Here is a 24576-nt window from a genome sequence, read left to right as displayed (position 1 = left end):
ACTTCGTGATCGCCGCCGTCAGCGACGTCTTGCCATGATCGACGTGGCCAATCGTGCCAATGTTCACATGAGGCTTGTTACGCTCGAATTTACCTTTTGCCATGTGATGTCTCCAATCTGCTCGCCCGTACGGGCCTTGAATTAAGTTACCGATGCAACCCGTTCAGGTTACGCGTATTTCTTCTGGACTTCCTGGGCGACCGCAGTCGGCACAGGCTCATAGTGATCGAACTGCATCGTGTAGGCCGCGCGGCCCTGGCTCATCGAGCGCAGGTTGTCGACGTACTTGAACATGTTGGCCAGCGGCACCATCGCGTTGATGACGACAGCCACGCCACGCGCTTCCTGGCCCTGGATCTGGCCGCGACGGCCGTTCAGGTCGCCGATGACGCTGCCGACATAGTCTTCCGGCGTCACGACTTCGACCTTCATGATCGGCTCGAGCAGCTGCACGCCAAGCTTGGGTGCGGCTTCACGGAAACAGGCGCGGCCGGCGATTTCGAAGGCCAGGACGCTGGAGTCAACATCATGGTAAGCGCCGTCGATAAGCGTCGCCTTGACGCCGATCATCGGGAAGCCCGCGAACGGACCCGACGACATGACGCTGTTGATGCCCTTTTCGACACCCGGGATGTATTCCTTGGGAACCGCACCGCCGACGATCTTGGTCTCGAACTCGAACTCCGAGCTTTCCGGGTTCGGTTCGAACACGATCTTGACGCGGGCGAACTGACCGGTACCGCCGGTCTGCTTCTTGTGGGTGTAGTCCTGCTCGTGCCTGCGGGTGATGGTCTCGCGGTAAGCCACCTGCGGCGCGCCGACATTGGCCTCGACCTTGAACTCGCGACGCATGCGGTCGACGATGATGTCGAGGTGAAGCTCGCCCATGCCCGAAATGATGGTCTGGCCACTTTCCTCGTCGGTCTTGACGCGGAAGGACGGATCCTCGGCGGCCAGGCGGTGAAGGGCGAGGCCCATCTTTTCCTGGTCGTTCTTGGTCTTCGGCTCGATGGCGATCTGGATGACCGGATCGGGGAATTCCATGCGCTCGAGGATGACCGGGTGCAGCGGATCGCTGAGCGTGTCGCCGGTGGTCGTGTCCTTGAGGCCAGCCAGAGCGACGATGTCGCCGGCAAAGGCTTCTTCGACGTCGGCGCGCGAATTCGCATGCATCTGCAGCATGCGGCCGATGCGCTCTTTCTTGCCCTTGACGGTGTTGTCGACCGAGATGCCCTTGGTCAGCTTGCCCGAATAGATGCGGGCAAAGGTCAGCGAGCCGACGAACGGGTCGTTCATGATCTTGAAGGCCAGCATCGACAGCGGCTCGTTGTCGTCGGCATGACGCTCGATCTCGGCGTCGGTCTTGGCGTCGACGCCCTTGATGGCGGGAACATCGGCCGGCGACGGCAGGTATTCGACGACGGCGTCGAGCAGCGGCTGCACGCCCTTGTTCTTGAAGGCCGAGCCACAGAACATCGGGTAGAACTTGACCGCGATGGTGCCCTTGCGGATCAGCGCGCGGATCTCGTCATTCGACGGCATCTTGCCTTCGAGGTAATTCTCGAGTGCCGTCTCGTCCATTTCGACAGCGGCTTCGATCATCTTCTCGCGGTATTCTTCGGCGCGAGCCTGCAGGTCGGCCGGGATCTCGACGACGTCCCAGGCAGCGCCCAGCGTCTCGTCGCGCCAGACCAGCGCGTTCATCTCGACGAGATCGACGACACCCTTGAACTCGGTCTCAGCGCCGATCGGCAGCTGCATGACGACGGCATGCGCACCAAGACGCGAGCCGATCATCTCGACCGAGCGGTAGAAGTCGGCGCCGATCTTGTCCATCTTGTTGCAGAAGATCATCCGCGGAACTTTATACTTGTCGGCCTGGCGCCAGACAGTCTCGGTCTGCGGCTCGACACCGGCATTGGCATCGAGCAGCGCAATGGCGCCGTCGAGCACGCGCAGCGAACGCTCGACTTCGATGGTGAAGTCGACGTGTCCGGGAGTGTCGATGATGTTGAAGCGGTACATCTTGCCGCTGCGACCCTTCCAGAAGGTCGTGGTGGCGGCGGACGTGATGGTGATGCCGCGCTCCTGCTCCTGCTCCATCCAATCCATGGTGGCAGCGCCGTCGTGGACTTCGCCGATCTTGTGCGACTTGCCCGTGTAATAGAGGACGCGCTCGGTGGTCGTCGTCTTGCCGGCGTCAATATGCGCCATGATACCGAAATTGCGGTAGTCTTCGATTTTGTATTCGCGGGCCATCGTGGATGCCTTCTCAGTCTCGTTCGCGCTTTACCAGCGGTAGTGCGCGAAAGCGCGGTTGGCTTCTGCCATCTTGTGGGTGTCTTCACGCTTCTTCACGGCGGTGCCGCGGTTATTGGCCGCGTCCATCAGCTCGCCGGAGAGGCGGTCGACCATGGTGGTCTCGTTGCGGTTGCGCGCAGCTGCAATCAGCCAGCGGATCGCCAGGGCCTGGCGGCGCTCGGGGCGCACATCGACCGGAACCTGGTAGGTAGCGCCGCCGACGCGGCGCGACCGGACTTCCACATGCGGCGCGACATTGTCGAGCGCCTGATGGAAGACGGTGACCGGCTCCTGCTTGGTCTTCGACTGAACCTGGTCGAGCGCACCGTAGACGATGGTCTCGGCAACCGACTTCTTGCCGTCATACATGACGGCGTTCATGAACTTGGTGACGATCAGATCGCCGAACTTCGGGTCCGGATTGATCTCACGCTTTTCTGCACTGTGACGACGCGACATGGCTTTTGTCTCTCAATCTCGTAGCCCGACGCATTCAAGCAGCGCCAGGGCCGGAAAATCTTACTTCGGACGCCCCTTACTTCGGACGCTTGGCGCCGTACTTCGAACGGCGCTGCTTGCGGTTCTTCACGCCCTGCGTGTCGAGCACGCCGCGGATGATGTGGTAGCGCACGCCCGGAAGATCCTTGACGCGGCCGCCGCGGATCATGACCACGGAGTGTTCCTGAAGGTTGTGGCCTTCGCCGGGGATGTAGCCGATCACTTCAAAGCCGTTGGTCAGGCGGATCTTGGCCACCTTGCGCAGTGCCGAGTTCGGCTTCTTCGGCGTCGTTGTATAGACGCGCGTGCAGACGCCCCGCTTCTGCGGGTTCTGCTGCATGGCCGGGACCTTGTTGCGCTTCACCGGCGCAATGCGCGGCTTGCGGATCAGCTGGTTGACGGTAGGCATTAAACCCTCTTGTCTCTCAATTCCGTGTCTCGCCCGGTCAGGGCCGCTGAAAGCGCCAATTCCATACGCAAATTCGGGCCATAAACCGCGCCTCGCGGTCCTGCCCGAACAAAATGCAGAGGAAGCGGGAACCGCTTCATGCGCGCCGGAAATGTCTTTTCGCTCGTAAAACGAACCCTGTTTGAGGCAAACTCCAAAGCGTGTCGCTTCGGAAGGGAGAGCCTCACATCGGTTCTGACTGGGCGGCTTCTACTCGCAAGACCGTGAACCGTCAACCCCGGCACGCCAAATATTGCGCGCTGACGACGGCTTGGCAGCCATGCGAAAAACGCATGTAATTTTCTTTCTTCATTTTGCAAGGCAGAGGAAGAAAGTGACCCGCGCAGACAAGAAAGTGACCGGCTTTTGGCTGTCATGCGCGGGTTCTTCATGGCAAAAGGCGCCATGGACAGCGCAAATCCCCTCGCCCGCACCCGTCTCAAAAGGAATCAGCCCGTGAACGACAATGAGGAGCGCCCGGTCACCATCATCACCGGCCGCGTCTGGAAAAAGAAGGGCGGCAAGCCGGAAGGCGTCCATGTGATGCTGGTTGCGCCCGACGACGATTCGGCCGTGCGCCGGGCGCTCGAATCGCTCGCCGCCGAAGGCTATGCCGAAGCTGAGCTCGACCAGATCGGCGATATCGAGGGCGTACCCGACGAGGAGCCGCATCTGTCGGCCTTCCAGGGCGCGCTCGAAGGCGAAGTGTCGATCGTTACGTTCGAGGTTCCGCTCTGAGCGTCGCCGGCTGCTTGCGCCTGTCACCGCGCCGGCTTGCCCGGCACCGGTTCTCTGCTAAGAACCGGGCGACTTAACCAGCCAAATTCGAATCCGCGGAGTTCCCATGCCCTCGAACAATGGTCCCATCAAGCTCGGCATCGTCGGCGTCGGCAAGATCGTGCGCGACCAGCATCTGCCGGCAGTGGCCAAGGATGCGGACTACCGCCTCATCGCCGCCGCCAGCCGGCACGGCAAGGTGGACGGCATCCCGAATTTTCCGACCATCGAGGCGATGCTCGACGCGGTGCCGGAACTCGAGGCCGTGTCGCTGTGCATGCCGCCGCAGTTCCGCTACGACGCGGCACGCACCGCGCTAATAGCGAAGAAGCATGTTTTCCTGGAGAAGCCGCCGGGCGCTACGGTCAGCGAGGTCGAGGACCTGAAGCAGCTGGCGGCAGCCAATGGCGTTTCACTGTTCGCCAGCTGGCATTCGCGCTACGCGCCGGCAGTGGAGGCCGCGCGCGCCTTCCTAGCGTCGGCCAAGGTCAACTCGGCCGCCATCGTCTGGAAGGAAGATGTCCGCCGCTGGCACCCGAACCAGGATTGGATCTGGGCGCCGGGAGGTTTCGGCGTCTTCGATCCCGGCATCAACGCACTGTCGATCGCAACCCACATCCTGCCGGCGATGTTCATCACCTCGGCCGTCCTCGACTTCCCAGAAAACCGCGCCTCGCCTGTGGCGGCCCACGTGACCTTCCGTACCTCGGATGGGTTGCCGGTGACCATGGAGCTCGACTGGCTGCAGACGGGACCACAGAGCTGGGACATCCTGGCCGACACCGACAAGGGCAAGATGGTGCTGTCCGGCGGCGGCACCAAGCTCGCCATCGACGGCAAGGTGGTTCACGACGAGCCGGAGGCCGAATATCCCCAGCTTTACCGGCGCTTCGCTGAAATCGTACGCGCCGGCGTCTCCGATGTCGATTTGGCACCCCTGCAGCACGTGGCCGACGCCTTCATGCTCGGCAAGCGCAATGTGGTGGGAGCGTTCTTCGATTGAACGATGAGTTCTGCCGGACCGCAGTCCGGACACTCACCATGCAGCCTTACTCGACGATCGCAATCGCAAACCCGTCATAGCCTTTGGCGCCGACGGTCTGGATGGCGGTGCCGTCCAGGCCATTGTCGCCGCCGATGAAGGAAAACGCACCGCGTGCGCCTTCGACATACGCGTCACGGCCATCGTCGTTGAGCACGGTGCCGTCGCGGATGACGTTGTCGCAGATGATGACCGTCCCCGGCCGCGACAGGCGCATGGCCCATGACAGATAATTCGGGTTGTTCGGCTTGTCCGCGTCGATGAAGATCAGATCGAACGGAGCGGCATTTTCGGCAGCCAGCGTCTCAAGCGACTGAAGCGCGGGGCCGATCCTGAGCTCGACCTTGTCCGGCACCCCTGCCCGCTCGAGATTCGAGTGCGCGACTTTTGCATGATGCGGCTCGAGTTCGAGCGTCACGATCTTGCCGCCGACGGGCAATCCCCTTGCCATCCAGATGGTCGAGTAGCCGCCAAGCGTGCCGATCTCCAGCACCTTCCTGGCGCCGCTGATGCGGACCAGCAGCGACAGCAGCTTGCCCTGCGCCGGCGATACGTCGATGGCCGGCAGGCCCTGGTCGCGGTTGGCCGCAAGCACCGCTTCGAGGATGGGATCTGCTTCGAAGAGAGAGGAAACGATGTAGTCGTCGACGTCAGTCCAAACCTTCTTGCTCATGTTTTCCTCGATTCGATTGGGGGTCAAAACGCGAAAAGGGGCCGCTGGGGCCCCCTTCCTTCTTCTCGTCCTACCGCGCTTACTGCGCGGCGTTGACCATGTCGGTCAGCATCGGCTCGGCGACCTCGACACCGGAGGCCTTGCGGCGCTCGTCGATGATCAGTTCGTCGCGCGAGGTGGCGATGCGCCGGATCTGGCTCATCGTGCCGCCGGTACCGGCCGGGATCAACCGGCCGACGATGACGTTTTCCTTCAGGCCCTGCAGCATGTCGGTCTTGCCGGCAACCGCAGCTTCGGTCAGCACCCTGGTCGTCTCCTGGAAGGAGGCGGCCGAGATGAAGGAAGGCGTCTGCAGCGAGGCCTTGGTTATGCCCAGCAGCACCGGCTGGCCTTCGGCCGGCTTCTTGCCGTCCTCGACCAGGCGCTCGTTGACCTCTTCCAGTTCGATCACATCGACGTGGTCGCCCGGAATGTAGGTCGAGTCGCCCTGCACCGTGATCTCGACCTTCTGCAGCATCTGGCGAACGATCACCTCGATGTGCTTGTCGTTGATCGACACGCCCTGCAGACGGTAGACTTCCTGGATTTCGTTCACGAGGTAGGAAGCAAGTGCTTCCACGCCCTTGATCGCCAGGATGTCGTGCGGCGCCGGATTGCCGTCGAGGATGTAGTCGCCCTTCTCGATGACGTCGCCGTCCTGGAGATGGAACGGCTTGCCCTTCGGGATCAGGTATTCGACCGGCTCAAGCGTCGAGTCATGCGGCTCGATGATGATGCGGCGCTTGTTCTTGTAGTCGCGGCCGAAGCGGATCGTGCCATCGATCTCGGCGATGATGGCGTGATCCTTCGGACGACGTGCCTCGAACAGTTCGGCAACACGCGGCAGACCGCCGGTAATGTCTTTGGTCTTGGCGCTTTCCATTGGGATACGCGCCAAAACGTCGCCGGGACGAACCTGCGAACCCGGCTCGACCGAAAGAATGGCCTCTACCGAGAGCAGGAAGCGGGCGTCGCCGCCCTTCGACAGCTTGCCGACCTTGCCCTTGGGGTCAAGGATGGCGATCGCCGGCTTGAGGTCGTTGCCGCGTGGCGTCGAGCGCCAGTCGATGACCTCGCGCTTGGTGATGCCGGTCGATTCGTCGGCCGTTTCCTGAACGGAAATGCCGTCGACCAGATCCTCGTACGACACCTTGCCCTCGATTTCGGTGAGGACGGGGCGGGTATAGGGATCCCATTCGGCGATACGCTGGCCGCGCTTCACCTTGTCGCCATCGTCCACGAAGATGCGCGAACCATAGGTAAGGCGATGCGAGGCACGCTCCTTGCCGGCTTCGTCGAGGATCAGCACCGCCATGTTGCGGCCCATGACCATCTGCTGGCCGTCCGAGTTGCGCACCACGTTGCGGTTGCGGATCTCGACCTTGCCCTCATACGAGGCTTCAAGGAACGAGCTGTCCACCACCTGCGCCGTACCGCCCATGTGGAAGGTACGCATGGTGAGCTGGGTGCCCGGCTCGCCGATCGACTGCGCCGCGATGACGCCGACGGCTTCGCCCTGGTTGACCGGGGTGCCGCGGGCAAGATCGCGTCCGTAGCAGACCGCACAGACGCCGATCCTGACCTCGCAGGTCAGTGCCGAGCGAATGCGGACCGACTGCACGCCGGCCTTTTCGATCTTTTCCACGTCACGTTCGTCCATCAGCGTTCCGGCCTTGACCAGAACCTCACCCGAAACCGGATGCGTGATGTCGTCGAGCGAGGTGCGGCCCAGCACGCGCTGGCCGACCGAAGCGACGACCTGACCGGCATCGACGATCGGCTGCATGGTGAGGCCCTTGTCGGTGCCGCAATCCACGGAGTTGACGATGCAGTCCTGCGCCACGTCGACCAGACGACGGGTGAGGTAACCCGAGTTCGCCGTCTTCAAGGCGGTGTCGGCCAGACCCTTGCGGGCGCCGTGGGTCGAGTTGAAGTACTCGAGCACGGTCAGGCCTTCCTTGAAGTTCGAGATGATCGGCGTCTCGATGATTTCACCCGAGGGCTTTGCCATCAGGCCGCGCATGCCGGCGAGCTGACGCATCTGGGTGGGCGAACCACGCGCACCCGAATGCGACATCATGTAGATCGAGTTCATCGGCTTTTGACGGCCACTGTCCTCGAACTCGACGGCCTTGATGCGGGCCATCATCTCGTCGGCGACCTTTTCCGAGCACTTGGCCCAGGCGTCGACGACCTTGTTGTACTTCTCGCCCTGAGTGATCAGGCCGTCATTGTACTGCTGCTCGTATTCCTTGGCCAAAGCTTCGGTGTCGGAAACCAGCTTGATCTTGGCGTCCGGGATCAGCATGTCGTCCTTGCCGAACGAAATGCCGGCGCGGCAGGCGTGGCTGAAGCCGAGGGCCATGATGCGGTCGCAGAAAATGACCGTCTCCTTCTGACCGCAGTGGCGGTAGACGGTGTCGATCATCTTGGAGATGTTCTTCTTGGTCATCTCCTGGTTGGCCGTCTCGTAAGGCACATTGACGTTCTTCGGCAGCAGCTCGCCGATGATCATGCGGCCAGGCGTGGTGTCGTAGATTTTCGACACGACCTTGCCTTCGGCGTCGACCGTGCGGAAACGACCCTTGATCTTGGAGTGCAGCGTCACCGCCTTGGTCTCGAGCGCGTGCTGGAGTTCGCCCATGTCGGCAAACACCATGCCTTCGCCCGGCTCGTTCTGATTGACGATCGAGAGATAGTAGAGACCCAGGACCATGTCCTGCGAAGGCACGATGATCGGCGCGCCGGAAGCCGGGTGCAGGATGTTGTTGGTCGACATCATCAGCACGCGGGCTTCAAGCTGCGCTTCCAACGAGAGCGGCACGTGAACGGCCATCTGGTCGCCGTCGAAGTCGGCGTTGAAGGCCGTGCAGACCAGCGGATGCAGCTGGATCGCCTTGCCTTCGATCAGGATCGGCTCGAACGCCTGGATGCCGAGGCGGTGCAGCGTCGGCGCACGGTTCAAGAGCACCGGATGCTCGCGGATGACCTCGTCGAGGATATCCCAGACTTCCGGACGCTCCTTCTCGACCAGCTTCTTGGCCTGCTTGACGGTCGAGGAGAACCCCTTGGCGTCGAGGCGGGCGTAGATGAACGGCTTGAACAGTTCGAGCGCCATCTTCTTCGGCAGGCCGCACTGGTGCAGCTTGAGCTCCGGACCGGTGACGATGACCGAACGGCCCGAATAGTCGACGCGCTTGCCGAGCAGGTTCTGGCGGAACCGGCCCTGCTTGCCCTTCAACATGTCCGACAGCGACTTCAGCGGACGCTTGTTGGCGCCGGTGATGACGCGGCCGCGACGGCCGTTGTCGAACAGCGCATCGACGGCTTCCTGCAGCATGCGCTTTTCATTGCGCACGATGATGCCGGGGGCGCGCAGCTCGATCAGCCGCTTCAGACGGTTGTTGCGGTTGATGACGCGGCGATAGAGATCGTTCAGGTCGGACGTCGCGAAACGTCCACCATCCAGAGGAACCAGCGGGCGCAGGTCCGGCGGGATCACCGGAACCACCTTCATGATCATCCATTCCGGACGGTTGCCGGACTCCATGAAGTTCTCGACGACCTTGAGCCGCTTCAGATACTTCTTCTGCTTCAGCTCGGACGTGGTCGAAGCCAGTTCCGAACGCAGGTCGCCGGCGATCTTCTCCAGGTCCATGCCGGCCAGAAGGTCATGAATGGCCTCGGCGCCGATCATGGCGGTGAACGAATCCTCGCCATACTCGTCGACGGCGATCATGTACTCTTCCTCGCTGAGCAGCTGGTGCTCCTTCAGCGCGGTGAGGCCAGGCTCGGTGACGATGTAGTTCTCGAAGTAGAGGACGCGCTCGATGTCCTTCAGGGTCATGTCGAGCAGCGTGCCGATGCGCGACGGCAGCGACTTCAGGAACCAGATGTGAGCGACAGGTGCCGCCAGCTCGATGTGGCCCATGCGCTCGCGGCGAACGCGCGACAGCGTGACTTCGACACCGCACTTTTCGCAGATGACGCCCTTGTACTTCATGCGCTTGTACTTGCCGCACAGGCATTCATAGTCCTTGATCGGGCCAAAAATGCGCGCGCAGAACAGACCGTCACGCTCCGGCTTGAAGGTGCGGTAGTTGATGGTCTCCGGCTTCTTGATCTCGCCGAACGACCAGGACAGAATCTTCTCAGGGCTGGCGAGCGATATCCGGATGGAATCGAACACCTGCGCCGGCGCCTGCGGATTGAAGAGATTCATGACCTCTTGGTTCATGCCGTTCTCCTTTTCGGGGTCCTCGAAAACCCCTTGCATCTAACGCGGGCCAAATGCCCGCTGAGTGGTCGGCCCACTGGCCGTAGAATTTGTCGCATCCGGTCGCGGCGTTCCGCGACCGGATGTCTTGCTTACTCGGCCGCGCCCCTATTCGGCAGCATCTGGCAGCCGGACAGGGTTGTCGTCGAGCTTGGTGTTCTCCAGCTCGACATTGAGGCCGAGAGACCGCATTTCCTTGACGAGCACGTTGAAGCTCTCGGGAATGCCGGCCTCGAACGTGTCGTCGCCGCGCACGATCGCCTCGTAGACCTTGGTGCGGCCGGCGACATCGTCCGACTTCACCGTCAGCATTTCCTGCAGCGTGTAGGCGGCGCCATAGGCTTCCAGCGCCCAGACCTCCATTTCGCCGAAGCGCTGGCCACCGAACTGCGCCTTGCCGCCCAGCGGCTGCTGGGTAACGAGCGAGTACGGACCGATCGAACGCGCGTGGATCTTGTCGTCCACCAGGTGGTGAAGCTTGAGCATATAGATATAGCCCATCGTCACCTTGCGATCGAACGGCTCGCCTGTGCGTCCGTCATAGAGCTGCGACTGACCGCTGGTGTGCAGGCCCGCCTGCTCCAGCATGATGTTGATGTCGACTTCATGCGCGCCGTCGAACACCGGTGTCGCGATAGAGACGCCGCGGCGCATCTGCTCGCTGAGGCGAACGATGCTCTCGTCGTCATATTCGCGGACCGGCTCGTTGCGGTCGTTGGCTGGGATGAAGCTCTCGAGCGTCTTGCGCAACGGCTTGATGTCTCCAGCCGTCTTGTACGCGTCGATCAGCTCGCCGATCTTCTTGCCCATGCCCGCGCATGCCCAGCCCAGATGCGTTTCCAGGATCTGGCCGACATTCATGCGGCTCGGCACACCCAGCGGGTTGAGCACGATATCGGCATGCGTGCCGTCCTCGAGGAAAGGCATGTCCTCGACCGGAACGATCCGCGACACGACACCCTTGTTGCCGTGACGTCCGGCCATCTTGTCGCCCGGCTGCATCTTGCGCTTCACGGCCACGAAGACCTTGACCATCTTCATGACGCCCGGAGGCATTTCGTCGCCGCGCTGGACCTTCTCGACCTTGTCCATGAAGCGCTGTTCGAGCGCCTTCTTGGAATCGTCGTACTGGCCACGCAGGGCTTCCAGTTCGCTCTGGAGCTTTTCGTTCTCCACCGCAAACTGCCACCACTGCGAACGCGGATACTCGTCCAGCGTGTCCTTCGACAGCTTCGAGCCCTTCTTGAAGCCCTTCGGCCCGGCAATGGCTTCCTTGCCGACGAGAACGTCGGAAAGGCGCGAATAGACGTTGCGGTCGAGGATCGCCTGCTCGTCGTCGCGGTCCTTGGCGAGGCGTTCGATCTCCTCGCGTTCGATCGCCATGGCGCGCTCGTCCTTCTCGACGCCGTGGCGGTTGAAGACGCGCACTTCGACGACTGTGCCGAAGGTGCCCGGAGGCATGCGCATCGAGGTGTCGCGAACGTCGGACGCCTTTTCACCGAAGATGGCGCGCAGGAGCTTTTCTTCCGGCGTCATCGGGCTTTCGCCCTTCGGCGTGATCTTGCCGACCAGGATGTCGCCCGGCTGCACTTCCGCGCCGATATAGACGATGCCGGCTTCGTCGAGGTTCTTCAGCGCTTCTTCCGAAACGTTCGGAATGTCGCGCGTGATTTCCTCCGGTCCAAGCTTGGTGTCGCGGGCCATGACCTCGAATTCCTCGATGTGGATCGAGGTGAAGACGTCGTCGGCCACGATGCGCTCGGAGAGCAGGATCGAGTCCTCGTAGTTGTAGCCGTTCCACGGCATGAACGCGACCAGCACGTTGCGGCCGAGCGCCAGATCGCCGAGCTCGGTCGACGGACCGTCGGCGATGATGTCGCCCTTGTTGACGCGGTCGCCCATGCGCACCAGCGGACGCTGGTTGATGCAGGTGTTCTGGTTCGAACGCTGGAACTTCATCAGCCGGTAGATGTCGACGCCCGACTTGCCGGGATCGAGATCTTCCGTGGCGCGGATGACGATACGCGTCGCGTCCACCTGGTCGACGATGCCGCCGCGGCGGGCGCCGATGGCGGCACCCGAGTCACGGGCAACGATCGGCTCCATGCCGGTGCCTACGAACGGCGCTTCGGCGCGCACCAGCGGCACGGCCTGACGCTGCATGTTGGAGCCCATTAGCGCGCGGTTGGCGTCGTCGTTCTCGAGGAACGGGATCAGCGCCGCGGCCACGGACACCATCTGCTTGGGCGACACGTCCATGAGATCGACGTTTTCGCGCGGCGCCATCATCACTTCGCCGGCGCTGCGGCAAATGACGAATTCGTCGACGAAACCACCATTCTTGTCGAGCTCGGCGTTGGCCTGCGCAACGTGGTGCTTGGACTCTTCCATAGCGGAGAGATAGACGACCTCATTGGTCAGCTTGCCATTGACGATCTTGCGGTACGGGCTTTCGATGAAGCCGTACTTGTTGACGCGCGCGAAGGTCGCCAGCGAGTTGATCAGACCGATGTTCGGGCCTTCCGGCGTCTCGATCGGGCAGATGCGGCCGTAATGCGTCGGGTGCACGTCGCGCACTTCGAAGCCGGCGCGCTCGCGGGTCAGACCGCCCGGGCCAAGTGCCGACAGGCGGCGCTTGTGGGTGATCTCCGACAGCGGGTTGGTCTGATCCATGAACTGCGACAGCTGCGAGGAACCGAAGAACTCGCGCACGGCGGCAGCCGCCGGCTTGGCGTTGATCAGGTCCTGCGGCATCACCGTATCGATCTCGATCGAGGACATACGTTCCTTGATCGCGCGCTCCATGCGCAGCAGGCCGACGCGGTATTGGTTCTCCATCAGCTCGCCGACAGAACGCACGCGGCGGTTGCCGAGATTGTCGATGTCGTCGATCTCGCCCTTGCCGTCGCGCAGCTCGACCAGCGTCTTGACCACGGCCAGGATGTCGTCCTTGCGCAGCACGCGCACGGTATCCTCAGCCTTGAGCTCGAGGCGCATGTTCATCTTGACGCGGCCGACGGCCGACAGGTCGTAGCGCTCCGAGTCGAAGAACAGCGAGTTGAACATGGCTTCGGCGGTTTCAAGCGTCGGCGGCTCGCCCGGGCGCATGACACGGTAGATGTCGAACAGTGCGTCCTGGCGGCTCTCGTTCTTGTCGACGTTGAGCGTATTGCGGATGTAGGCGCCGACATTGACGTGGTCGATGTCGAGAACCTTGATCTCGCTTTCGCCCGTGCCGAGCAGCACCTTCAGCGTCTTTTCATCGATCTCGTCGCCGGCTTCGAGGAAAATCTCGCCGGTGCCGTAGTTGACGATGTCCTCGGCCAGGTAATTGCCGAGCAGATCCTCGTCGGTCGCCTTGATCGCCTTCAAACCCTTTTCGCCAAGCGCCCTTGCCTGGCGGGCGGTGATCTTCTTGCCGGCCTCGACGACAACTTCGCCTGTGTCGGCATCGACGAGGTCGCCAACGGCCTTGAGGCCGCGGAAACGCTCGACGTTGAACGGGATGCGCCAGTGGTCGCCGGCGCGCTTGTAGGTGATCTTGTTGTAGAAGGTCGACAGGATCTCTTCGCCGTCCATGCCGAGCGCCATCAAGAGCGACGTCACCGGAATCTTGCGGCGGCGGTCGATGCGGGCATGCACGACGTCCTTGGAATCGAACTCGATGTCGAGCCACGAACCGCGATAGGGAATGACGCGCGCCGCAAACAAAAGCTTGCCCGAGGAGTGCGACTTGCCCTTGTCATGGTCGAAGAAGACGCCCGGCGAACGGTGCATCTGCGAGACGATGACGCGCTCCGTGCCATTGACGATGAAGGTGCCGTTGAGCGTCATGAGCGGCATGTCGCCCATATAGACGTCCTGCTCCTTGATGTCCTTGATCGACTTTGCGCCGGTATCCTCGTCGATATCGAACACGATGAGGCGCAGCGTCACCTTGAGTGGCGCGGCATAGGTCAGGTCGCGCTGACGGCATTCGTCAACGTCGAATTTCGGTCCTTCGAACTCGTACTTCACGAACTCCAGCATCGAGGAGCCGGAGAAATCGGAGATCGGGAAAACCGACTTGAAAACGGCCTGCAGTCCCTCGTCCGGACGCCCACCCTTGGGCTCCGCCACCATCAGGAACTGGTCATAGGATGCTTTTTGAACCTCGATCAGGTTCGGCATCTCCGCAACTTCCGGAATCTTTCCGAAGAACTTGCGTACGCGTCTGCGGCCATTGAAAGTCTGGGTCTGGGCCATCGTCGCTCCTTAGCTATAAACTCGGGGCGAGCCTCGCCGCGGCTCACCTTGCATGCGCGGCCACCTCGGCGGCGGCCCCTGATCTGTTTCCCGCCGCCTGGCGGCGACGGCTAAAACGGGAGAAAACCCGTTTCCTGAAGGCCGGTTTCGGCCCTCAGGAAAGAGGTTCTCGTACATCTCGCGCTACGCATCCTCCCCTCTGATGAAGGGAGTGGCGGACGGCGCGAGGCCGCCCGCCGCTTTTACGCTTACTTCAGGTCGACCTTGGCGCCGGCTGCTTCCAGCTGGGCCTTGAACTTCTCAGCGTCAGCCTTGGAAACGGCTTCCTTGACCGGCTTCGGAGCTGCTTCGACCAGATCCTTGGCTTCCTTGAGGCCCAGGCCGGTGATGGCGCGGACTTCCTTGATGACGTTGATCTTCTGAGCGCCTGCCTCGGTGAGGACGACGTCGAATTCCGTCTTTTCCTCAGCCGGAGCAGCAGCAGCGGCAGCGCCGCCGGCAGCGGCAACCGCCACCGGAGCAGCAGCCGAAACGCCCCACTTTTCTTCCAGAAGCTTCGACAACTCGGCCGCCTCGAGGACGGTCAGCTTCGAAAGGTCGTCTACGATCTTTGCCAGATCAGCCATTGTTGTATTCCTTCATCAGGTTCGAACGTGTGTTTGTGATAGCGAGGAACGGCCTCATGCCGCCTCGTCCTTCCGGGCGTAAGCGCCGATGACGCGCGCGACCGAAGCCGCTGGCGCATTGACGATCTGGGCGATCCGGGTTGCCGGCGTGGCGATCATGCCAACCAGCCTGGCGCGCAACTCATCGAGCGACGGAAGTGTGGCGAGTGCCTTCACACCGTCGGCGTTGAGCGAGGTGGTGCCCATTGCGCCGCCGAGAATGACCAACTTGTCATTTCCCTTGGCGAAATCGGACGCGACCTTCGGCGCCGCAATCGGATCCTCCGAATAAGCGATCAGCGTCTGTCCCTTGAACAGGTCGATGATCGATGCGGAGTCCGTGCCCTGAAGAGCGATTTTGGCGAGACGGTTCTTCGCGACTTTGACGGTGCCACCGGCAGCGCGCATTTTCGACCGAAGGTCGTTCATTTGCGCGACGGTGATACCGGCGTAGTGGGCCACGACGACTGAACCAGCGCCTGCAAAAGCACCATTCAGGCCCGTGACGAGTTCGCGTTTTTCCGCTCTGTCCACTGCCTATCTCCAGTTGACCCCTGCCCCGCTAGTGGGACAGGCGTCGGGTTGCCTTTTTGCCGGCCGGGCCATCCATTACAGATCTCCCGAACGACGCTCGAGGATCCTGCCCCCTTTCGCCACATCGACGGCAAGCCGGAGATGCGCAGACAAAAGGCAAACACGGTTCGAACCTTTCATTGGAGCTTGTCGCTCCGTTGTCCGGTTTTCACCCGTCTCATGCAGGCCTAGTTCAATTAAGGCTTCTGGGCCGCCTGCAATCTCGGACAGGATTTCCGGAAGCCTCTCGACTTCCGGTACCGGGCCGCCGACAAGTCGGAGGCCCGGAATTCACTTGCGGATCAGCGCCTTGGCAGCCGATCCAGATGTTCGTATCAAGACGCTGCGAGCGTCGAGACGTCGAGCTTGAGGCCCGGGCCCATCGTCGAGGTGACCGACACCTTCTTGACGTAGTTGCCCTTGGCGCCAGCCGGCTTTGCCTTGGTCACGGCATCGGCGAAGGCGCGGACGTTTTCTTCCAGCGCCTTGACGTCGAACGAGACCTTGCCGACGCCGGCATGAACGATGCCGGCCTTCTCGACGCGGAACTCGACAGCGCCGCCCTTCGATGCCTTGACGGCGGCGGCGACGTCGGTGGTGACGGTGCCGACCTTCGGGTTCGGCATCATGCCGCGCGGGCCCAGCACCTTGCCCAGACGGCCGACCAGCGGCATCATGTCCGGCGTGGCGATGCAGCGATCGAAGTCGATCGTGCCCTTCTGGACGATGTCGACCAGATCCTCGGCACCGACGATGTCGGCGCCGGCGGCGCGAGCCTCATCGGCCTTGCCGCCACGTGCGAACACGGCGACGCGGACAGAGCGGCCGGTGCCGTTCGGCAGGTTGACCACGCCGCGGACCATCTGGTCGGCATGGCGCGGGTCGACGCCGAGGTTCATCGCAACTTCGATGGTCTCGTCGAACTTCACCGTCGAACGGTCCTTGAGCAGCTTCAGGGCCTCACCAAGGGCATAGGCCTTGTTGGGGTCGATGCCGTCGCGGGACTTCGATACACGCTTTGCAATCTTTGCCATGATCTCAGCCCACCACTTCCAGACCCATCGAGCGGGCGGAGCCCTCGACCATGCGCATGGCCGCCTCGACGTCGTTTGCGTTCAGATCCTTCATCTTCTGTTCGGCGATGGCGCGCACCTTGTCGCGACCGATCGTGCCGGCCTTGATCTTGCCCGGCTCTTTCGAACCCGAAGTCAAGTTCGCCGCCTTTTTCAGGAAGTAGCTCACCGGCGGCGTCTTCATGACGAAGGTGAAGGACTTGTCCTGGTAATAGGTGATGACGACCGGGATCGGCGATCCCTTTTCCATTTCCTGGGTCTGCGCGTTGAACGCCTTGCAGAATTCCATGATGTTGATGCCGCGCTGACCAAGTGCCGGGCCGATCGGCGGAGACGGCGTAGCCGATCCCGCTTTGACCTGGAGCTTGAGCTGGCCTGCAATTTTCTTAGCCATCTCTTTCCTGCCTTTATCTCATGCCGGCCCCAGTATCGGGAACACCGGCGGTTGCAGTCTGGTGGTGCGGTCCGCGCGGCCGGCTAAAGCCGCATTCGCCTCCCACCCGTTCATGGCCGCGCGCTTTCCGCGCCGCCTCCCCTTGCCGGCGAACCGGCGCAGGGTTTTCGGATCAGCCCTTTTCGACCTGTCCGAATTCCAGATCGACCGGCACGGCGCGCCCGAAGATCGAAACTTCCACCTTGAGCCGCGCCCGCTCCTCGTCCACTTCCTGGACGAAACCGTTGAACGAGGCGAACGGACCATCCGAAACGCGGATCGCCTCGCCGATCTCGAAAGTGACCGAGGGCTTCGGCCGCTCGACGCCTTCCTGAACCTGGTTCAGGATGCGCTGCGCCTCGGCTTCGGTGATCGGCACCGGCTTGGAGTCACCGAGGAAGCCGGTGACCTTCGGCGTGTTCTTGACCAGCGAAAACACCGCATCGGTCAGATTGGCCTTGAGCAGCACATAGCCCGGAAAGAACTTGCGCTCGGCATCGACCTTGCGGCCGCGGCGGATTTCGACGACCTTCTCGGTCGGCACCACGATCTGCTCGATATCGGCGGACAGGCCCTTCTGCTTGGCCTTGTTCTCAATGTCCTCGGCGACCTTCTTTTCGAAGTTCGAATAGGCGTGGACGATGTACCAGCGCGCGGTCATTTCAAGACTTCTCCGTAATCGCCGGACTTAATGGCCGAGGCTCAGTAACCGCTCGATCGCGTAGCCCATGGCCACGTCGGCGGTGAAGAAAAAGATCATCGCGATGACCGCGAATACGAGCACCATTACCGTCGAGATCATCGTCTCCCGGCGCGACGGCCAAGTCACCTTGGCAGTTTCCGCGCGAACCTGCTGGAGAAAGACGAAAGGATTTGTGGTTTTCGAAGCCATATGCCGCTCTGTCTTCAAGACCCGTTGGCCGGGTCTCCTGGATGATCCCGCTGGCCGGGACGTGCCGCCTGGGTTCAAGTCGGCGCCGAATCAGCGCCATTTCGCCCATGCAAATCGGACGCGTAAAGCCGGCTTCCCAGCTCCACGCGTCGCGTGTCTGTTGTGTCTACATAAAACCGATTCTTGATCCACGCAAGTGGCAAGTGTCCGCTTTATGACCAAACGCCGCCTCGGAACCATCCAGTCGTCCCGTCCCGGCTATCGGGGCCTTATGCCTCAGTTCGCCCAATATGGCAAGCCACCTGCCGTTTTTCAATGCCAGACCCCATTCCAGGGGTGCATCCGGAAATCAGGCACGTGATTACAAGTTCGAGGAAATGGCGTTGCGGACGAACCTGCGACCTGCTGTTTTGGAAACCAAATGAAGCGCACGCAAGATTGGAATCCAGCTGCCCATGCCGAGGCAGCTGGATCAACCCAAGGTTAGCTCAGGCGCGGGCGAGTTCGACCCCGGCCACTGCGCCGATTCCGCGTGGTGGGCGTGGGCGCGGCGCGATCACTGCCGGGCACGGGGGCGGGTCGTCGTCATCGTCGGGGCCGAAAGAACGGCCACTATGCCGCCAAGCTTTGAGAACGCTGCGGCGCGAGGAGGGTCGCCAAGGCAGCACCCGGCCTGAAGTCTCTTTCCCCAGCGTGGGTTTCTCATCCAGAGCCTTCAACGCACTCAGAATCTGGTCGACAGGGATTACCGTGCCGTTGTCCAGGCGGCGCAAGGCAGGCTGGTTTTCCACCGCGCAGGCATCGGACGCCCACGAGGAGAGCAGTGCCCGCTTTTCTCCGCGGCTGAGGCGTGGATGGTTGATGACGTCGTCTGGATTGTCGAGCAGGCACAAAGAAGTTTCAATTTTGCCCGAGCGTGCCGCAGAAAGTGTCGGTGTCTCGTAGAAGTTGTCCATCTCCATTCTCCGCAATCTGGGCCTCCCGGCCGAAGCCGGGAGGCGGACCGCAGGGATAACTGAATCGATACGATCAGGCCGCTTTGCGGGTGCGTTCCGTATCCTGGGCGATCGGCTTGCCGCCCACCTGAGCGTCGCCGGCCCCGATGCTGATGCGGCGCGGCTTCAGCTCTTCGGGAATCTCACGGACGATGTCGATGGTCAGGAGACCCTTCTCAAGGTTTGCTGCCTTGATCTTCATGTGGTCGGCAAGCTTGAACGTCTGCCTGAAACTGCGGTAGGCGATGCCCTGGTGCAGCAGCTGGCGTCCGCTCTGGTCATCAACCTTCTGGCCTACCACGACCAGTTCGGGTCCATGCTGGGTCAGCTCAACCTCATCCTGGCTGAAGCCTGCGATGGCCATCGAGATACGGTAATCGTTCTCGTCGACCTTCTCGATGTTATAGGGCGGCCAGTCCGGACGCGTGCCGCTGTCGAGCATGTCGAAAAGCCGGTCGAAACCGACGGTGGTCCGATAGAGAGTATCAAAGGTTCTCATAGCCACATCCTCCTTGAAGCAACATGGGTACAAGGGCGCCGCCCAGCAGCGCCGCCTTTTGCCAAGCCAATCGGCCTCGGCGGGAAACGAATTAGGAAGGGCCGAAAACGGGTTCAAGAGCCCTGTTCAGAAAATTTCAGAAGCCAGGCCAGCATCCCGCTTCCAATAATTCGCAGCCGCTGAAAAGCAGCCGGCGGCAGCAAAATATGCCTATTCTGAATTGTGAACGCAAATGGCAATTGGCTCGCCAATGGCAGTTGGATCAAGGAAATCGGTTCGTGGAAATACGCCGACTTCGGCATTGCGCATCAGCGCTCTCGCTCTGCGCATGCCTTCGGAACGTCGCTCGTCGAGTACGCGGCTTCAGCCCAACCAAACGAGGAGCCAAAACAAGGCGTTTCTAAAATGCCGGATTCCAACGAGGAAAATGGCACGGGCAGCAGGGCTCGAACCTACGACCTGCGGTTTTGGAGACCGCCGCTCTACCAACTGAGCTATGCCCGTACGCGCGTTTCAGCGCAGGCGCTTCCTAAAAGCTTCCGGGCGCGCTGTAAAGAGTTGTCTGACGCGCTTTCAGATCCTTTGCCAAAATCCGAATAGGTGATGACCAGCCCGTCCCTGCCTATCTCGATTTTTCGCCTGCCTGAAGCCGCATGCCGGCGCTCAGCCCCCGGCCGGCGGCTTGTACGGCCCGCCCGGCACGCCCCAGCCCCAGGCCGGCATCGGTTCGGTCTGCGGGTCGCAGGTCTCGCCGAGGGTGGAATTCATCTTGGCAAGCCGTGACCCCCATTCGACATAGCCCATGAAGGCGGAACGGAATTCGGGATCGTCCGGCAGCCCGACCGCATCGGCGGCATCGGCAAGCAGGCTGATCCAGCGGCGGCGCTGTTCCTCCGTCAGATGCTTGCCCAAGTGATGCATGACCATCTCGCGATGGCCGCCATGCTGTTCGCTGTAGGTCTTGGGTCCGCCAAAAACCTCGCCGATGAAGGCCGCGACATGCGCGGGATGATCCGGCGACATGTGTTTGAACACTGGGCCGACCACCGGGTCGCGCGACACCTTGTCGTAAAAGGTTTCCGTCAGCCGGTTGAGGGCTTCGATGCCGCCGGCCCATTCGTAGAGTGTCGGGATGTCCTGGCTCATTGTCGATCCTCCGCCAGCCCGGCGCCGGCACGACGATAGCGGAAATCGCGCCCTGCTCAACCTGCCTCGATGGCGAGTGTGAACCCGCCGCGCTACAATTTGGCCGGCGCTTCGGCCTGGGCGTTGGGCGACGGCGCCACGCGGCAGTTCTCAGCTTTCGGCACCGACTTGCAGATGCCGGGACCCGTCAGCGCATCCACCGACTGGGGCCCGGTCGTCAGCCCGACCTCCAGCATCATATCAGGGTCGAGCTCACGCTCGGCGAAACGGTCCTGAAGCGCTGTGAACAGACGGGGGCTGATCGCCATCTCATTCAGATACGTCTTCACCAATTGCTTCTGTCCCATCAGGTAGAAGCTGAGTCGCGCCTGGGGGCCGACAAACCGTCTGGCGCCACCGGCCAGCATGAGCGCGCAGGCCGAATCGCAGTCGGCTCCGGCGTCGAAGCTCAGCCCGGCATAGATGCCGTCCTCGACCGGGTCACCGATATCGGTGCGGCCAACGGCGACGTCGAGCTTCTTTTCATGGATGATCCGTCCGGTCGCCAGAGCGCTGAACAAGTCTCCGCCTCGTGAGCTGATCACCACGGGCAGCCGCCGGTTGCCAAGCGTGTCGAGTAATTGGCGCAATTTTTGCAGTGTCTGAGGCGTGATCGCGCCTTGCGCAGAAATCCATTGCGGACACTGCGGCGTGCAATGCTGGTCGCTGCCGCGGACCACGACAAAGCTCATATCCACACGAGCCGCTGCGGGGTCCGGCAAAGGCTTTGTGACAGCGGCGGGCTTGGCTGCCACATTCGCGAGCTTGACTGCGACCGTCGTGGCAGCGACCGGCGGCGTCGGCTTGCCTGCCGGTCCAGGCACTTCCCGGCAGTTCGGAGCCGGCGGGTCGAACATGCACAAACTTGCTCTGGTAAACAGCTCAAGAGTGTCCGTGCTGGTCGCCAGTTTCATCGTCAGCATATCGTGGAGGCCGATCTGCCTGATGTCGCTCGCCGGCGTCGCCTTCATCAAGTCCAGCACGCCCTGCCCGATACCCATCTCTCGGAGATAGGCCGAGATCTTTCTCGCGTACCCCTTGCTCATCTCATAGGTCTTGTAGCTTTCACCTTGAGTGACCGTTTGCGTGGTGACCCGATATTTTTTGCCCCGTTTGACGCGATATGTGGTCCGGTAGTGCGTTGTGGAGGGGAACCAGGTGGTGGTGATCTGATGAACACCCAGATAGTTCCAGCCGCCGGCCACGCGGCGGACGCCACCGGCAAACATCAGCGGACAGGCGGAGTTGCAGCTGGCGCCATCAGACGCCCGGCCGAGATAGGCGGAACCTTTGCCGTAACTAAAACCACAACCATCCGTCCCGGGCCAACAGTCGGAAAACTCGGTCTTGCCTACGGCGATATCGAGCTTGTTCTTGCGGATTATCCGGCCAAGTTCGAGCGCTGCATTGACGTTGCCGCCAAAGGAATTGACGATGATGGGCAGTTTGCGGCTGCCAAGCTTCTTCAAGGTACGCTTGAGCAAGGCTGGCGTGCCGGCTGAGATGTCGCCTTCGGCGGAGATCCACTCCGGACAATTGGGCTCGCAGCCAGGTGCGCTGCTGCGCGTGACGACAAACTGCATCTCCGAGTGATCGTCGGTCCATATCGTCGGATCGGTCGGATAGAGCACTCCCTGCAGAGGGGGTACTGTCTGCCATGTCCCGGGGGAGGCATCCTCGGCCTTCGCGGCGAAGGCAGCCATCGCCATCGCGGCCACCGTCGACAGCCGGACCAGCCCGCGCCGCCACCGTCCCACAGTGTCTGAACGTTGTCCCAAAACCACGCCCGGCAAACCCCTCAATGCAATCCATAATAGTTGCGGCGACGGTGCTTGCAATAGCTTTGAAACAATCGTGCAATACTTGTGCCGCGCAACGCCGGAAACAAAAAGGCAGCCCCAAAGACCGCCCTTTCCTGGTCCATCCGGCTGACACCTGCTCGACTATTTCTCGATGGTGATGACGACGCCGGCACGACGGTGCGGCCGCCTTCACGGAAGGCGAAGCAAGGCTTCTCTTCCATGACGATAGGCGCGATCAGCCATTGGACGACGGCACCACGCGGCAATTCTCAGGTTTCGGCGCCGATCTGCAGATGCTGGACCCCGTCAGCGCATCCACCGACTGGCGCCCGGTCGTCAGGCCGACCTCCAGCATCATGTCGGGTTCGAGCTGACGCTCGACCGAACTGCCCTGGAGCGCCCGGAACAAAGCGGGGCTGATCGCCATCTCGTCGAGGTAGGATTTGACCGCCTGCTTCTGCCCCATCAGATAGAGGCTGAGCCGCGCCTGGGAACCGACAAGCCGCCTGGCGCCACCGGCCAGCATGAGCGCGCAGGCCGAATCGCACTCGCCGTCGCCATCGACGCTCAGCCCGGCATAGGCGCCGTCCTTGGCCAGGCAATTCCACTCTGCCGGGTCGCAGCCGACGAAATCGGTGCGGGCAACGGCAACGTCGAGCTTCTTTTCATGGATGATCCGGCCCGCCGCCAGGGCGCCGGAGAGGTCTCCGCCTCGCGAGCTGATCACCACCGGCAGCCGCCGGTTGCCAAGCGTGGCGAGCAATTGGTTGAGTTTCTGCGGCGTCTGGGGCGTAATCGCGCCTTGCGCTGCAATCCATTCCGGGCAGTCGGGATTGCAGAGCGGGTTGCTGCCGCGAACCACGACAAAGCGCATGCCGTCATCGTGCGGCGCGCTCTCCGGCTTCACCGGCAGCGGCGCAGCCTTTGCCACGTCCGGCAGGCCGCCGGCTGGCTTGTTCTCCGGTATCTCCCGGCAATTCGGAGCCGGAAGGTTCAGCCTGCACAGGCTTGCGCTGGTCAGCAAATCTGCAGCGTCGTCGCTGGTGACCAGCTTCATTGTCAGCATGTCGCTGAGGTCGATCTGCTGGATGTCGCTGGCCGGCGTGCTCTTCATCGTCTCGATGATGCTGAGGTCGACACCCATCTCCTTGAAATAGGCGGACAGCTTGCGCTCCACCCCCTTGCTCATCTCGTAGGTCTTGTAGCTGCCGGTGTTCTTGCGGCTGACGACCTTCTTGCTGATGACCCGCTTCTTGCCTTTCACGATCCGGTAGCGGACCTGATATTGCACGTTCATCTGCACGATCGTGGTCGTGATCTGGTGGACGCCGAGATAGGCCAGCGGCCCGACCAGGCGCCTGGTGCCGCCGGCCAGCATCATTGGACAAGCGGACGCGCAATAGCTGCCGAGCACATAGGGGCTGCCGATATAGTGCGCGCCTCTGGCGTCGTTCTCCTTGCAGTTTTTCATCCCCGGCTCGCAGCCGACGAACCACGTCCTGCCGACCGCGATGTCGAGCTTGTTCTTGCGTATCATCCGGCCCATGGCGATGGCCGCATCGACATCGCCGCCCGGAGAGTTGATGACGATCGGCAATTTGCGGCCGCCGAGCGTTTTCAGGGCAGCCTTGAGCAGCGCCGGCGACTTGGCCGATATCGCACCCTCGGCCGATATCCATTCCGGACAGGTCGGCTCACAGCCCGCCGCGTCGCTACGCACGACGACGAACCGCATCGGCGGATCCGGATCCGGCTCTGAATTTTTTGTCTCGGCCGCGAAGGCGGCGCTGCCCACGGCAAGCATCGACACCAGGCAGATCAGCCCCAGTGCCAACCATGGCCGACTATGCAAACGGTGCTGTGGAACCATCCGACCAAGCCCTCAACCCAATCTATACTGTAGAGGCTCACAGACTTGCAACAGAGATTGGGACCCCAAACAGGCACATCTGGCCAACGAAAAAGGGCGGCCCGAGGGCCGCCCCTATCCGTTTCGATCCGGCGATGCCGGGCTCGATTACTCTTTGATGGTGACGACGATGCCGGCACCGACGGTACGGCCGCCTTCACGGATGGCGAAGCGCAGCTTCTCTTCCATGGCGATCGGCACGATCAGCTCGACATCGACCGTGATGTTGTCGCCGGGCATAACCATTTCCG

21 protein-coding genes and 1 tRNA gene are annotated in these 24576 nt (G+C 62.0%); 2 read left to right on the top strand and 20 right to left on the bottom strand.

What is annotated here, in order from left to right:
- The 4 genes from NKJ57_RS30590 to rpsL form a co-directional block, all read right to left on the bottom strand.
- Window positions 1–103 (bottom strand): GTP-binding protein (locus tag NKJ57_RS30590; RefSeq protein ID WP_352513751.1); only part of this gene is annotated, 103 nt, incomplete at its 3' end.
- Between the two features lie 65 nt (window positions 104–168).
- Window positions 169–2259, bottom strand: a complete 2091-nt coding sequence (gene fusA, locus NKJ57_RS30585; protein ID WP_023667430.1) for an elongation factor G — start codon at window positions 2257–2259, stop codon at window positions 169–171.
- Between the two features lie 30 nt (window positions 2260–2289).
- Window positions 2290–2760 (bottom strand): 30S ribosomal protein S7, encoded by a 471-nt coding sequence (rpsG, locus tag NKJ57_RS30580; RefSeq protein WP_008875664.1) that lies wholly within the window; start codon window positions 2758–2760, stop codon window positions 2290–2292.
- Window positions 2761–2836: 76 nt separating this feature from the next.
- On the bottom strand, window positions 2837–3208 hold the full coding sequence (gene rpsL / locus NKJ57_RS30575; protein WP_006333356.1) for a 30S ribosomal protein S12: 372 nt from the start codon (window positions 3206–3208) through the stop codon (window positions 2837–2839).
- 495 nt (window positions 3209–3703) lie between these two features.
- Here rpsL and NKJ57_RS30570 point away from each other — a divergent pair, with 495 nt between their 5' ends.
- Together NKJ57_RS30570 and NKJ57_RS30565 are read left to right on the top strand one after the other, a co-directional pair.
- Window positions 3704–3985 carry a transcriptional regulator gene (locus NKJ57_RS30570; RefSeq protein WP_023740279.1) on the top strand — a complete coding sequence of 94 codons (282 nt, stop codon included), beginning with the start codon at window positions 3704–3706 and terminating at the stop codon, window positions 3983–3985.
- 106 nt (window positions 3986–4091) lie between these two features.
- Entirely contained in the window at window positions 4092–5027 is a 936-nt protein-coding gene (locus NKJ57_RS30565; RefSeq protein ID WP_352513750.1) for a Gfo/Idh/MocA family protein, read from the top strand.
- A 46-nt stretch (window positions 5028–5073) separates the two neighbouring features.
- Here the strand turns inward: NKJ57_RS30565 and NKJ57_RS30560 are convergent, their stop codons facing one another.
- The 16 genes from NKJ57_RS30560 to NKJ57_RS30485 form a co-directional block, all read right to left on the bottom strand.
- Window positions 5074–5739: an O-methyltransferase gene (locus NKJ57_RS30560; RefSeq protein ID WP_352513749.1), complete on the bottom strand. Its 666-nt coding sequence runs from the start codon at window positions 5737–5739 to the stop codon at window positions 5074–5076.
- Between the two features lie 79 nt (window positions 5740–5818).
- Complete coding sequence (gene rpoC / locus NKJ57_RS30555; RefSeq protein ID WP_023667434.1) at window positions 5819–10015, bottom strand: DNA-directed RNA polymerase subunit beta'; 4197 nt, start codon at window positions 10013–10015, stop codon at window positions 5819–5821.
- Window positions 10016–10162: 147 nt separating this feature from the next.
- The gene (rpoB, locus tag NKJ57_RS30550; RefSeq protein ID WP_023686024.1) at window positions 10163–14299 is read right to left on the bottom strand and encodes a DNA-directed RNA polymerase subunit beta; all 4137 of its coding nucleotides are present in this window, start codon (window positions 14297–14299) and stop codon (window positions 10163–10165) included.
- A gap of 248 nt (window positions 14300–14547) precedes the next feature.
- Window positions 14548–14925 carry a 50S ribosomal protein L7/L12 gene (rplL, locus tag NKJ57_RS30545; RefSeq protein ID WP_023667436.1) on the bottom strand — a complete coding sequence of 126 codons (378 nt, stop codon included), beginning with the start codon at window positions 14923–14925 and terminating at the stop codon, window positions 14548–14550.
- A 54-nt stretch (window positions 14926–14979) separates the two neighbouring features.
- The gene (gene rplJ / locus NKJ57_RS30540) at window positions 14980–15498 is read right to left on the bottom strand and encodes a 50S ribosomal protein L10 (RefSeq protein WP_023667437.1); all 519 of its coding nucleotides are present in this window, start codon (window positions 15496–15498) and stop codon (window positions 14980–14982) included.
- 374 nt (window positions 15499–15872) lie between these two features.
- Window positions 15873–16571 carry a 50S ribosomal protein L1 gene (rplA, locus tag NKJ57_RS30535; RefSeq protein WP_023667438.1) on the bottom strand — a complete coding sequence of 233 codons (699 nt, stop codon included), beginning with the start codon at window positions 16569–16571 and terminating at the stop codon, window positions 15873–15875.
- Window positions 16572–16575: 4 nt separating this feature from the next.
- Window positions 16576–17004, bottom strand: a complete 429-nt coding sequence (rplK, locus tag NKJ57_RS30530; RefSeq protein ID WP_006333334.1) for a 50S ribosomal protein L11 — start codon at window positions 17002–17004, stop codon at window positions 16576–16578.
- A 172-nt stretch (window positions 17005–17176) separates the two neighbouring features.
- The gene (gene nusG, locus NKJ57_RS30525) at window positions 17177–17704 is read right to left on the bottom strand and encodes a transcription termination/antitermination protein NusG (protein ID WP_006333333.1); all 528 of its coding nucleotides are present in this window, start codon (window positions 17702–17704) and stop codon (window positions 17177–17179) included.
- Window positions 17705–17731: 27 nt separating this feature from the next.
- Window positions 17732–17935 (bottom strand): preprotein translocase subunit SecE, encoded by a 204-nt coding sequence (secE, locus tag NKJ57_RS30520; RefSeq protein WP_023667439.1) that lies wholly within the window; start codon window positions 17933–17935, stop codon window positions 17732–17734.
- 488 nt (window positions 17936–18423) lie between these two features.
- Window positions 18424–18891 (bottom strand): hypothetical protein, encoded by a 468-nt coding sequence (locus NKJ57_RS30515; RefSeq protein ID WP_352513748.1) that lies wholly within the window; start codon window positions 18889–18891, stop codon window positions 18424–18426.
- A 73-nt stretch (window positions 18892–18964) separates the two neighbouring features.
- The gene (locus NKJ57_RS30510; RefSeq protein WP_352513747.1) at window positions 18965–19429 is read right to left on the bottom strand and encodes an Hsp20 family protein; all 465 of its coding nucleotides are present in this window, start codon (window positions 19427–19429) and stop codon (window positions 18965–18967) included.
- Between the two features lie 428 nt (window positions 19430–19857).
- A tRNA-Trp gene (locus NKJ57_RS30505) sits at window positions 19858–19933 on the bottom strand.
- Window positions 19934–20092: 159 nt separating this feature from the next.
- Window positions 20093–20575 carry a group II truncated hemoglobin gene (locus NKJ57_RS30500; RefSeq protein ID WP_023694880.1) on the bottom strand — a complete coding sequence of 161 codons (483 nt, stop codon included), beginning with the start codon at window positions 20573–20575 and terminating at the stop codon, window positions 20093–20095.
- Between the two features lie 92 nt (window positions 20576–20667).
- A complete protein-coding gene (locus NKJ57_RS30495; protein ID WP_352513746.1) occupies window positions 20668–22323 on the bottom strand; it encodes a COG3904 family protein in 1656 nt (551 codons plus the stop codon).
- A gap of 328 nt (window positions 22324–22651) precedes the next feature.
- Complete coding sequence (locus NKJ57_RS30490) at window positions 22652–24286, bottom strand: COG3904 family protein (RefSeq protein WP_502902082.1); 1635 nt, start codon at window positions 24284–24286, stop codon at window positions 22652–22654.
- A 147-nt stretch (window positions 24287–24433) separates the two neighbouring features.
- The coding region (locus NKJ57_RS30485) for an EF-Tu C-terminal domain-related protein (protein ID WP_023796561.1) at window positions 24434–24576 on the bottom strand (143 nt) is incomplete at its 5' end.

The organism is Mesorhizobium sp. M0077 (assembly GCF_040322955.1).
Lineage (GTDB): Bacteria > Pseudomonadota > Alphaproteobacteria > Rhizobiales > Rhizobiaceae > Mesorhizobium.
Note: the sequence above shows the minus strand (reverse complement) of the source record. Positions and strands in the feature narration are given on the sequence as shown.

Coding starts and splice junctions, on each gene's coding strand:
- fusA (WP_023667430.1), bottom strand. CDS start 2,259: ATGGCCCGCGAATACAAAATCGAAGACTACCGCAATTTCGGTATCATG.
- rpsG (WP_008875664.1), bottom strand. CDS start 2,760: ATGTCGCGTCGTCACAGTGCAGAAAAGCGTGAGATCAATCCGGACCCG.
- rpsL (WP_006333356.1), bottom strand. CDS start 3,208: ATGCCTACCGTCAACCAGCTGATCCGCAAGCCGCGCATTGCGCCGGTG.
- NKJ57_RS30565 (WP_352513750.1), top strand. CDS start 4,092: ATGCCCTCGAACAATGGTCCCATCAAGCTCGGCATCGTCGGCGTCGGC.
- NKJ57_RS30560 (WP_352513749.1), bottom strand. CDS start 5,739: ATGAGCAAGAAGGTTTGGACTGACGTCGACGACTACATCGTTTCCTCT.
- rpoC (WP_023667434.1), bottom strand. CDS start 10,015: ATGAACCAAGAGGTCATGAATCTCTTCAATCCGCAGGCGCCGGCGCAG.
- rpoB (WP_023686024.1), bottom strand. CDS start 14,299: ATGGCCCAGACCCAGACTTTCAATGGCCGCAGACGCGTACGCAAGTTC.
- rplL (WP_023667436.1), bottom strand. CDS start 14,925: ATGGCTGATCTGGCAAAGATCGTAGACGACCTTTCGAAGCTGACCGTC.
- rplA (WP_023667438.1), bottom strand. CDS start 16,571: ATGGCAAAGATTGCAAAGCGTGTATCGAAGTCCCGCGACGGCATCGAC.
- rplK (WP_006333334.1), bottom strand. CDS start 17,004: ATGGCTAAGAAAATTGCAGGCCAGCTCAAGCTCCAGGTCAAAGCGGGA.
- nusG (WP_006333333.1), bottom strand. CDS start 17,704: ATGACCGCGCGCTGGTACATCGTCCACGCCTATTCGAACTTCGAAAAG.
- secE (WP_023667439.1), bottom strand. CDS start 17,935: ATGGCTTCGAAAACCACAAATCCTTTCGTCTTTCTCCAGCAGGTTCGC.
- NKJ57_RS30515 (WP_352513748.1), bottom strand. CDS start 18,891: ATGGACAACTTCTACGAGACACCGACACTTTCTGCGGCACGCTCGGGC.
- NKJ57_RS30510 (WP_352513747.1), bottom strand. CDS start 19,429: ATGAGAACCTTTGATACTCTCTATCGGACCACCGTCGGTTTCGACCGG.
- NKJ57_RS30500 (WP_023694880.1), bottom strand. CDS start 20,575: ATGAGCCAGGACATCCCGACACTCTACGAATGGGCCGGCGGCATCGAA.
- NKJ57_RS30495 (WP_352513746.1), bottom strand. CDS start 22,323: ATGGCGATGGCTGCCTTCGCCGCGAAGGCCGAGGATGCCTCCCCCGGG.
- NKJ57_RS30490 (WP_502902082.1), bottom strand. CDS start 24,286: ATGGTTCCACAGCACCGTTTGCATAGTCGGCCATGGTTGGCACTGGGG.